General features: G+C 67.0%; 9 protein-coding genes. 6 read left to right on the plus strand and 3 right to left on the minus strand.

The genetic code is table 11. From position 1 onward, the window contains the following. Positions 1-7: 7 nt before the first annotated feature. Both ABE543_RS16540 and ABE543_RS16545 read left to right on the plus strand, forming a co-directional pair. Positions 8-814, plus strand: coding sequence for an amidohydrolase (locus ABE543_RS16540; RefSeq protein WP_346475912.1), 807 nt, complete (start codon positions 8-10; stop codon positions 812-814). A 105-nt stretch (positions 815-919) separates the two neighbouring features. Continuing rightward, positions 920-1,354, plus strand: coding sequence for a hypothetical protein (locus ABE543_RS16545; protein WP_053516878.1), 435 nt, complete (start codon positions 920-922; stop codon positions 1,352-1,354). Positions 1,355-1,433: 79 nt separating this feature from the next. On the opposite strand, the gene ABE543_RS16550 is transcribed toward ABE543_RS16545, so the two are convergent. The 3 genes from ABE543_RS16550 to ABE543_RS16560 are packed head-to-tail and all read right to left on the minus strand — an operon-like array spanning position 1,434 to position 4,825. Then, positions 1,434-3,041: a pseudouridine synthase gene (locus tag ABE543_RS16550; RefSeq protein ID WP_053516879.1), complete on the minus strand. Its 1,608-nt coding sequence runs from the start codon at positions 3,039-3,041 to the stop codon at positions 1,434-1,436. Continuing rightward, positions 3,034-3,906 carry an SMC-Scp complex subunit ScpB gene (gene scpB, locus ABE543_RS16555; protein WP_053516880.1) on the minus strand — a complete coding sequence of 291 codons (873 nt, stop codon included), beginning with the start codon at positions 3,904-3,906 and terminating at the stop codon, positions 3,034-3,036. The genes ABE543_RS16550 and scpB overlap by 8 nt, the downstream gene beginning before the upstream one ends. Before the next feature lie 13 nt (positions 3,907-3,919). Beyond that, positions 3,920-4,825, minus strand: a complete 906-nt coding sequence (locus ABE543_RS16560) for a ScpA family protein (RefSeq protein ID WP_053516881.1) — start codon at positions 4,823-4,825, stop codon at positions 3,920-3,922. Positions 4,826-5,184: 359 nt separating this feature from the next. On the opposite strand from ABE543_RS16560, the gene ABE543_RS16565 reads away from it, so the two are divergent. The 4 genes from ABE543_RS16565 to ABE543_RS16580 all read left to right on the plus strand — a co-directional run bounded on the left by ABE543_RS16565 (position 5,185) and on the right by ABE543_RS16580 (position 10,076). Then, positions 5,185-5,484, plus strand: a complete 300-nt coding sequence (locus tag ABE543_RS16565) for a YciI family protein (RefSeq protein WP_065175545.1) — start codon at positions 5,185-5,187, stop codon at positions 5,482-5,484. Then, entirely contained in the window at positions 5,481-5,756 is a 276-nt protein-coding gene (locus tag ABE543_RS16570) for a BolA family protein (protein WP_065181947.1), read from the plus strand. The genes ABE543_RS16565 and ABE543_RS16570 overlap by 4 nt, the downstream gene beginning before the upstream one ends. A 148-nt stretch (positions 5,757-5,904) precedes the next feature. Then, on the plus strand, positions 5,905-6,942 hold the full coding sequence (locus ABE543_RS16575) for a LacI family DNA-binding transcriptional regulator (protein ID WP_053516884.1): 1,038 nt from the start codon (positions 5,905-5,907) through the stop codon (positions 6,940-6,942). 77 nt (positions 6,943-7,019) lie between these two features. Beyond that, on the plus strand, positions 7,020-10,076 hold the full coding sequence (locus tag ABE543_RS16580) for a TonB-dependent receptor (RefSeq protein WP_053516885.1): 3,057 nt from the start codon (positions 7,020-7,022) through the stop codon (positions 10,074-10,076). Positions 10,077-10,169 lie beyond the last annotated feature (93 nt).

Consider the following 10,169-nt stretch of genomic DNA (forward strand, 5'->3'; position numbering starts at 1 on the left):
GACGACCATGCAGGATCTGCGCATTTCCCTCGTCCAGGGCGACACCCGCTGGCACGACCCGGCCGGCAACCGCACCTACTATGGCGCGCTGCTGGCGCCGCTCGCCGGCACCACAGATCTGGTGATCCTGCCCGAGACCTTCACCAGTGGCTTCTCCAACGAGGCCATCGTCCAGGCTGAAGGCATGGATGGCCCCACCGTGGCGTGGGTGCGCGAACAGGCCCGGGCCTTGAACGCGGCGGTGGTCGGCAGCGTGCAGCTGCGCGACGGCGCGGGCGTGTACAACCGGCTGCTGTTCGCGACCCCCGACGGTGGACTGCAGTACTACGACAAGCGCCACCTGTTCCGCTATGGCGGCGAGCACGAGCGCTATGCCGCCGGCCGCGACCGGCTCTGCGTGGAATGGAAGGGCTGGCGCATCAATCCGCAGGTCTGCTACGACCTGCGGTTCCCGGTGTTCTGCCGCAACCGCTACAACGTGGAACGGCCCGAACAGCTGGATTTCGATCTGCAGATCTTCGTTGCCAACTGGCCCTCGGCGCGTGCCTACGCGTGGAAGACACTGCTGCGCGCACGCGCCATCGAGAACCTGTGCTTCGTCGCTGCGGTCAACCGTGTCGGCGTGGACGGCAACCAGCTGCACTATGCCGGCGACAGCGCCGTGCTGGATTTTTTCGGCCAGCCGCAGGTGGAGATCCGCGAGCGCGAGCAGGTGGTGACCACCACCATTTCGGCCGACGCGCTGGCGCTGCACCGTGCGCGCTTCCCGGCGATGCTCGATGCCGATGCTTTCCATCTGGACGTGCAGGCCTGAACGAAGGGCTGAACGCTGCCCGCATCACCGTGCGCGCCTGCATTCACCCTGCACGCGCGCGCTGCTAGATTCGCCGGCAGTCCGAACGCTGTGGAAGTCCTGCCGATGAACAAGTCCCTTGCCCTGCTGCTGGCGCTGGCCGCCACCTCCCTGGCTCCGGCCGCGCATGCCGGTGGCAACCTGGACTGCCACCTGCGCTACAACCTGTCCGGCTGGTCGCTGATCTACAAGACGGCCTCGGGCACCGGCACCGTCAGCTGCAGCAACGGTGCCAGTCTGCCGGTGCGCATCCAGATGAAGGGCGGTGGCCTGACCGTGGGCAAATCGAAGATCACCGACGGGCGCGGCAGCTTCACCGGCGCCGTCAGCGTGGATGAACTGCTCGGTACCTACGCGTCGGTCGGGGCTCATGCCGGTGCGGTGAAATCCAGCAATGCGCAGGTGATGACCAAGGGCGACATCTCGCTGGCGCTGTCCGGTACCGGCAAGGGCTGGGACCTGGGTGTGGACGGTACGGCCTTCACCATCAGCCGGCGTTGACCGGTTCCCGTCGCGGCGGCACCCGATAACGAAAAACCCCGGCCAATGCCGGGGTTTTTCATGTCAGGCGTGCTGCCGATCAGCCGCCGCGCGGGCCACCGCGACGGGGGCCACCCGGGCCACGATTGCCGCCGGGGCCGCCCGCACCGCGGTTGCCCCCCGGACCGCCGGGGCCGCGATTGCCACCGGGGCCACCCGGGCCACGGTTGCCGCCGCCGGGACCGCGGCTGCCCGGACGGGCACCCTGCGCCGGCTTCGGGCTGCCATACGGATTGAAGCCCGGGTTGGCGTGGTCGGACGGGAAGCTCGGGGCGTTGCCCGGATGCCCGTACGGATGCTTGTTGCCCTGCGCGCCCTGGCTGCGGTTGCCCGCGCCGGGACGGCCCTGGCCACCGGCGCCACCGCGACCCTGGCCGCCTGCGGCGCCCGGACCCTTCGGCTTGCCATAAGGACGGCCCTGGCCGCCGCCCGGACCACGCGCGCCCGGACCGGCGTTGCGGTGGCCGCTCGGGCCGGTGCTGACGCCATCGGGCACGTACCAGGTGCGGAACGCAGCCGGATTGCCTTCCGGCAGCGAACGGTCATTCTTCGGCTTGCGCTGCTTGAACGGCTTCTGCGACTGCTTGGCCGCGGCCTCGCCGCTGACCGTGAGGCCGCCCTTGAAGCCGCCCCCCTTGCCGTTGCGTCCACGGCCACGGTCTTCGCGCAGGGTGTCGAAACGGCGCAGTTCGCGCCCTTCGTCGGCCGTGCTGTGGCCATTGACATAGGCGTTGCCACGGCCACCTTCACGCACGCGCACGGTGGTCTTGGCGGCGCGGCGCTGGCCGATCACCGGCTGCAGGGTGAGGGCCGACGGAGCGCCTTCTTCCAGCTTCAGTTCAGCACGCAGCGCTTCGACCTGGGCGCTCGGCAGCTCGACCGACTGGCCACGGGCCAGTTCGCGCGGCAGGCTGACCCGGCCGTAGCGGGTGCGCTTGAGGCGACTGACCTGGCAGCCCTGCGATTCCCACAGGCGGCGCACTTCGCGGTTGCGGCCTTCCTTGACCACGACGCGGAACCAGTCGTGCGAATCGGTACCGCCGATGCGTTCGATCTCGTCGAACTTGGCCGGGCCGTCTTCCAGCGCGACGCCACGGGCAAGGCGGTCGACGATGGCATCGGCCACCTTTTCCTGGCCTTCCGGTGCACGCACGCGGACCACGTACTCGCGCTCGACCTCGAAGGACGGGTGCATCATCGCGTTGGCCAGTTCACCGTCGGTGGTCGCCAGCAGCAGGCCGGTGGTGTTGATGTCGAGGCGACCGATCGCGATCCAGCGCGCGCCCTTCAGCGGCGGCAGCGATTCGAACACGGTCGGACGGCCTTCGGGGTCTTCGCGGGTGGTCACTTCGCCTTCCGGCTTGTTGTAGACCAGCACGCGCGAGGGTTCGGACAGCGCCGTGGCGACGAAGCCGCGGCCGTCCAGTTCGATCTTGTCGCCGCTCTTGACCGACATGCCGGTCTGCGCAACTTCACCGTTGACCTTGACCAGGCCTTCGGCGATGCGCTGTTCCAGCGCGCGGCGCGAGCCAAGGCCAGCCTGGGCCAGGACCTTGTGCAGGCGTTCTTCCAACTTGAACTGTTCGGAGGTGGCTTCGCGCTTGAGCGAGAGCTTGTTCAACGACAGCTTGCGAGGGGTGTCACTCATCAGTTTTGCTCCGGCCGACGGTTTCGAGGTCGGCCTCTGGTTCGGAATCGGCTTGGTCAACAGCCACGGTCGTCGTCGCGACGGCGTTGTCTTCGCGTTCGTTCACTGGCACCGCGCGCTCGCCCGGCGCGGAATCGGGGTGCCCATCATCGAGGGGCGAAGGTGCTTGCTCATCGGTGGCCGCCGCAGGGACTGCGTCGGCGGAATACGGGGTGTTGCCACCGGCCAGGCCGGCATCATCATTGGCGGCCCCGTCCGGCTCGGCCGAAACGTCGGGGCCGTCGGCGCTGGCGGCGGCCGGTGCATCGCGGTCCAGGGCCAGCTGTGGTTCCAGCTCGCCCAGGTCCTTCAACTCCGACAGCGGCGGCAGCTCATCCAGGCGCTTGAGGCCGAAGTAATCCAGGAAGCCCTTGGTGGTGCCGAACAGTGCCGGCTTGCCGGGCACGTCGCGGTGGCCGACGACGCGGATCCATTCGCGTTCTTCCAGTGCCTGGATGATGTTGCTGCTGACAGCGACGCCGCGCACCTGCTCGATCTCGCCGCGGGTGATCGGTTGCCGGTAGGCGATCAGCGCCAGCGTTTCCAGGGTGGCACGGGTGTAGCGGGTCTTGCGTTCGGTCCACAGCCGGCTGATCCAGCCATGCACCTCGCCGGTGACCTGGTAGCGGAAGCCGGAGGCGACCTCGACCAGTTCCACGCCGCGGCCTTCGCAGCCTTCGCGCAGGTGCTCCAGCGCACGTTCGATGCTGCCCGGCGGTGCTGGTTCCTCCTCCGGGAACAGGTCCTTCAGCTGGGCCAGGGTCAGCGGCTGGCTGGAGGCCAGCAGGGCACCTTCGACAATGCGGTTGATCAGCGGTTGATCCATCGGCAGGCAGCGCTCACTCGTTCTCGTTGGCGGCGTCGTTGTCGTCGAACTCGCTGCTGAACTGCAGCGGGGCATTGGTGTTGCCGGCCGCCAGCGACTTCACGTAGATCGCCGCCAGCGGTTCCTCCTGGACGATGTCCAGCAGTTGCTCCTTGGCCAGTTCCAGCACGGCCAGGAAGGTGACCAGCACGCCCAGCTTGCCTTCTTCAGCAGTGAACAGGCTTTCAAAACGGTAGAACCTGCCGTCTTCCATGCGGCCGAGCACTTCGCCCATGCGCTGCCTCACGCTCAGCGCCTCGCGCTTGATCGCGTGGCCGCTGAACAGCTCGGCGCGCTTGAGCACATCGTGCAGTGCCAGCAGCATCTCCTTCAGGTCCACCGGCGGCGGCAGTTTCACCGTGGCGCGTTCGGGCATGAAGGCATGGGCCACCGTGGTGTCCCGGTCCTGGCGGGGCAGGGCATCGATGTCCTCCGCCGCCTGCTTGAAACGTTCGTACTCCTGCAGCCGGCGCACCAGTTCGGCGCGCGGATCGGCTTCATCGCCTTCGTCGCTGACCGGGCGCGGCAGCAGCATGCGCGACTTCACCTCGGCCAGGATCGCTGCCATCACCAGATACTCGGCCGCCAGTTCGAAGCGCAGCTCGCGCATCACGGTGATGTACTCCACGTACTGCCGGGTGATCTCGGCCACGGGGATGTCCAGCACGTCCAGGTTCTGCCGGCGGATCAGGTACAGCAGCAGGTCCAGCGGACCTTCGAAGGCATCCAGGATGACTTCCAGTGCGTCCGGCGGGATGTACAGGTCCTGCGGGATCTGCAGGACCGGTTGCCCATGCACGACGGCCAGCGGCATTTCCTGCTGCTGGGGGGCGGGCGGCCGGGTTGGCGGGTTCGCGTCGAGCGCGAGTTCGGAAGTCATCTAATGGACATCAGGATTGCAACGGACCAGTCGCGGCACCCGGCGCCGCGCGTGCACCGCGGGCCCCAAGGCACCAGGCGCGCCTGTCTCGGCGCGATTCCACACATATCAAACAGCAGGACGCGCCGCAGGAGACGGCAGCGACGGGACTACGGGGAGGTCGTCTACGTGGCCTGCCCGGAAGCGGCAGGTCGGTCGTCGGGGGCTGCGTTGGCCGCAAAAACCGACGGGTTGCTGCATCCAGCCACGTGCAATGGACTCTAGGGTAAGCCTTTGCCGCGCCAGTGTCCAGCTGCGGCCAGGGCGAGGGGGCTTTGGCTAGAATCGGCGGACCCGACAACGCGAGCGAGGAAATGCCGGTGTGGTATGTGATTGAAGGCTATGACGGCCAGGACGTGCTGACGCAACGGCTGCAGGCCCGGCCGGAACACCTGGCGCGGCTGCACGCGCTGCGTGATGAAGGGAGACTGCTGCTGGCCGGCCCCTGTCCGGCGATCGACAGCGAAGATCCAGGCCCGGCGGGGTTCAGTGGTTCGGTGGTGATCGCCCGCTTCGGGTCGCTGCCGGAGGCGCAGGCCTGGGCCGATGCGGACCCCTATGTGGCCGCAGGTGTCTACGTAAGGGTGCAGGTGCGGCCCTTCCGCCAGGTGCTGCCATGAACGCGGACCGGATCGAGCGGATCCGTGATGCGCTGCAGCAGGCGCTGGCCCCGAGCGTGCTCGAGATCGAGGACGACAGTCATCGTCATGCCGGCCACGCTGGCGCGCGCGATGGCCGTGGCCATTTCAACGTGCATGTGGTCAGCGAGCGCTTTACCGGCCTCGGCCCGCTGGCCCGCCACCGCGCGGTATACGCGGCGTTGGGCGCGATGATGGAGACCGACATCCACGCGCTGTCCATCCGCGCGCTGGCACCGTCAGAACAGGGCTGAGCCCTTGTCCCGCACTGTCATTGCCGGTCCGTGCGTGGACCGTCAGGGACAGATTTCCATGTCCATTTCAGGACATTCGTCTAACGGACAGTTTACAAGCCCAGATGGAAACGCTTACATTCCGCGCCAATGCTGGTAGGTCCAAGCCGTGGAGGGCGGCTTCGTGAACAAGGCAGCCATTACAATCAAGGATGTCGCACGCGAAGCCCGGGTCTCCGTGGCCACGGTTTCCCGCGCGCTCAACGGGCATGAAAATGTCGCCGAACCGGTCCGCCAGCTTGTGCTGGAGGTGGCCGCACGGCTGCGTTACACCCCGCACGCCGCCGCCCGCAGCCTGAGCAGCCGCCGCACCAACACGGTGGGCGTGGTGCTGCCGGACCTGTACGGCGAGTTCTTCTCCGAGCTGATGCGCGGCATCGACGGCGTTGCCCGCAGTCGCCGCCAGCATCTGCTGGTGTCCAGCTACCACGGCGACCAGGAGCAGCAGGGTGCTGCCCTGCGCGCCATGCGCGGGCGTGTCGATGGCCTGCTGGTGCTCTCGCCCTATGCGGAGAGCCCCGGCTTCCTGACCGACAACCTGCCGCAGTCGCTGCCCACCGTACTGATCAACACCTATCTGCCTGGGCAGGATCATCCGGTGTTGAGCATCGACGACCACGCGGGCGCAATGGCGATGACCCGTCATCTGCTCGATGCCGGTCACCGGCGCATCGCCTTCATTTCTGGCCCGGACCTCAACTTCGACGCGCGCGAGCGCCTGCGCGGCTTCCGTGACGCGCTGGCGGCTGCCGGCGGCAGCGCCGAAGGCATCGAGCTGCCCGGTGATTTCGACGAAGCTTCCGGCCATCGTGCCGGTCAGGAGTTGTTGGCAGCCGGCACGCTGCCCGATGCCGTGTTCGCCGCCAACGACATGATGGCACTTGGCTGCCTGTACGCCTTCGCGCAGGCAGGCGTCCATGTCCCGTCCGATGTCGCCCTGGCGGGTTTTGATGACATTCCGCTGGCACGTTTCGTTCACCCGTCGCTGACCACCATGCAGGTCAGCATCGCCGAGCTCGGCGATCGGGCGATGACGCGCCTGATGCAGTTGATGGACGGCACCTCCACGGAAGGGGCCGGGGACAAGCAGACCCTGGTACCCCGTCTCGTTGTTCGCGATTCCACCACTCCGCCATCCGGCCGTTGAAGCCGGAGGCGTTCCTTCTTTTTTGATTGATCGCAGGGGACCGCACACGCGGTCGCCGCCACCCGGAGATTGAGTTGATGATGCATTCCACTATCCGCACGCCGGCGCGCCGGCTGCTGAGCACCGCACTGGTCAGCTGCCTGATGCTGGCCGCCGCCCCGAACGCCCTGGCGCAGTCGGCCAACGCCAGCCTGCGCGGCCAGGTTGCCGGCGCACAGGCCGGTTCGGAGGTCACCGCCACCAACGTTGCGACCGGCACCGTGCGCCGCGGCACCGTCCGCGCCGACGGCAGCTACTCGCTGATGGGCCTGGACCCGGGCACCTACGACGTGGTGGCCAACGGCCAGACCCAGAAGGTCACCGTGACCGTGGCCTCCACCGCCACCCTGAACTTCGCTGGCGCTGCCAGCAGTACCCCGGGTTCAACCGCGGCCACCAACCTGGACACCGTCAACGTCGTCGCGCCGACCCTGCTGCAGGAAGTGCGCACGTCCGAAGTCGGCAAGACCGTCAGCCTGCAGCAGATCCAGACCACTCCGCAGGTGTCGCGCAACTTCCTGGAGTTCGCCGACGCGGTGCCGGGCCTGATCTTCACCCGTGATGCGAAGGGCAACACCTCGCTGCGCGGCGGCGCCACCAATGCCGATGGCACCAACGTGTACATCGATGGCGTGGGCCAGAAGAGCTACGTCAAGGGCGGCGGTGTGGCCGGCCAGTCCGGCAGCGCCGGCAACCCCTTCCCGCAGCTGGCCATTGGCGAATACAAGGTCATCAGCGGCAACTACAAGGCCGAGTACGGCCAGGTCTCGAGCGCTGCGGTGACCGCCGCGACCAAGTCCGGCACCAACGAATTCAAGGGTGAGGCGTTCTATCGCTACACCGACGAGGACATGCGCGCCAAGACCCCGGCCGAACGCCAGGGCGGCAAGGACAAGCAGGTGTCGGCCGAGAAGGAATACGGCTTCGCGCTGGGCGGCCCGATCATCCAGGACAAGGCCCACTTCTTCGTGACCTACGAAGCCAAGCGCTTCGACCTGCCGGTCACCATCGCACCGGACGGTGCGGTCACCGGTGCCGCCGGTCTGCTGCCGCCCGCCGGCGCCGCCGGTCTCGGCCCGGCCAGCCAGCCGTTCCAGCAGGACCTGATCTTCGGCAAGATCGACTTCGAGCCGACCGACAACGATCGCATCGAGCTGACCTTCCAGGACCGCGACGAAACGCAGTCGCAGTTCAGTGGCCAGACCTCGCCGGAAGCCGGCCGTGAAGTGGTCAATACCGACCGTCGTTACGCGCTGCGCTGGAACCACAGCGGCGAGCGCTACTACAACGAATTGATGGTCACCCACGAAGATTCGTTCAACAACCCGACCCCGCTGACCCTGGCCAACGGCATCACCTACACCGCGCCGGACGGTCCTGAAGACCGCACGATCGTGAAGATCGGTGGCGCCTCGGCACTGGACTCGCAGGTGAAGGGCCAGAAGGGCTGGTCGATCGAAGACAACCTGACCCTGGATGGCATCCAGTGGGCGGGCGACCACACCATCAAGATGGGCGTGAAGTACAAGCAGATCGACCTGTACGCTTCCGATGCGGCGCAGATCAACCCGACCTTCACCTACACCCTGGGTGATCCGGACTTCCCGGATTCCATTCCGTACAAGGCGCAGTTCGTCAAGCCGGTGACCGGCGTGTCGGGCGTGTCCGGCGAAGTACGCTCCAAGTCCAAGCAGTACGGCGTGTTCATCCAGGACGACTGGCAGGTCAATGACCACCTGCAGCTGAACATCGGCCTGCGCTGGGACTACGAGAAGACCCCGTCCTACCTGGACTTCGTGACCCCGCAGCAGGTGGTCGATGCCATCTATTCGCAGGATCCGCGCGCACCCGCCGGCCAGACCTACGCCGATTCGCTGGCGCTGGGCGGCCTGGACATCAGCGACTACATCAGCAACGGTCACAACCGCAAGGCATTCAAGGATGCCTGGCAGCCGCGCCTGGGCTTCTCGTATGACATCAACGCCGACGAGCAGCATGTGATCCACGGTGGTGCCGGCCGTTCCTACGACCGCGACCTGTTCGACAACCTGCAGCTGGAGACCACCAAGCTGGCCCTGCCGCAGCCGACCATCTACTTCCGCAACCCGGCCACCGGGACCTGCATCAACGGTCAGGCCGCCTGCTACGACTGGAATCCGAACCTGCTCAACGGCATCGGCAACCTGCAGGCGCTGGTGGGATCGACCAGCAACGCCGGCCTGGAGGTCGACCTGCTGAACAACAAGCTGAAGGCACCGTACTCGGATCAGTTCAGCCTGGGCATGAGCAACCAGATCGGTGACTGGCTGACCGATGCCACCATCGCCCGCACCCTGAGCTACGACGGTTTCGCCTTCACCCTGGGCAACCGTTACCCGACCGGCCAGTTCTTCGATGATCCGCGCCTGTGCGGCGGTACCGAGCCGGGCCTGAGCCAGGCCTGGAGCTGCAACGTGCCGGGCTTCGGCAGCCTGATCATCGGCCAGCAGGGCATCAAGACCCGTGCCACGCAGGTGCTGCTGTCGGCGCAGAAGCCGTTCACCAAGGAAAGCGGCTGGGGCACCTCGATCGCCTACACCTGGACCACCGCCCGCCACAACCGCGACATCAACGAGAAGTACGCCTTCGACCGTGGCCTGATCGGCGATTACCCGACCATCCGTTCCAACGGCGCTCCCCGTCACCGCCTGGTGGTGACCGGTTCGTACGCGGGCTTCTGGGGCATCACCTTCGGCGGCAAGATCACCCTGGCAACGCCGACGGCCGTCAACGACTGGTACCCCGTGCCGCAGGCCAGCGGCTACACCCTGCCGACCCCGCAGGCGGCCGTGCCCAACGCCAACGGCAAGTTCCTGGTGGGTGGCAAGATCTTCGGCTACCGCTCGGTCGACCTGCAGGCGACGAAGACGTTCAAGATGCCGGGTGATACCGAGCTGTACGCTCGTCTGGACATCATCAACGTGTTCGATTTCGACAACTTCTCCACCTACAACTACGTCAAGACCAACGGCAAGCTGCAGGCCAGCTACAACGAGACCGGTGACATCATCGGTACGCCCCGCCAGATCAAGGCGGAAGTGGGCTTCCGCTTCTAAGCGGGTATGCCTGCTGCAGGAGTCGATGGCGCCGGGTCGCCGGCGGCCTCGACACGGGCGCTGGTGGCGCTGGCCGGGCACCTTCCCGTGGCT

The sequence above is a fragment of the Stenotrophomonas sp. TWI169 genome (genome assembly GCF_039674705.1).
GTDB classification, from domain to species: Bacteria; Pseudomonadota; Gammaproteobacteria; order Xanthomonadales; family Xanthomonadaceae; genus Stenotrophomonas; species Stenotrophomonas maltophilia_P.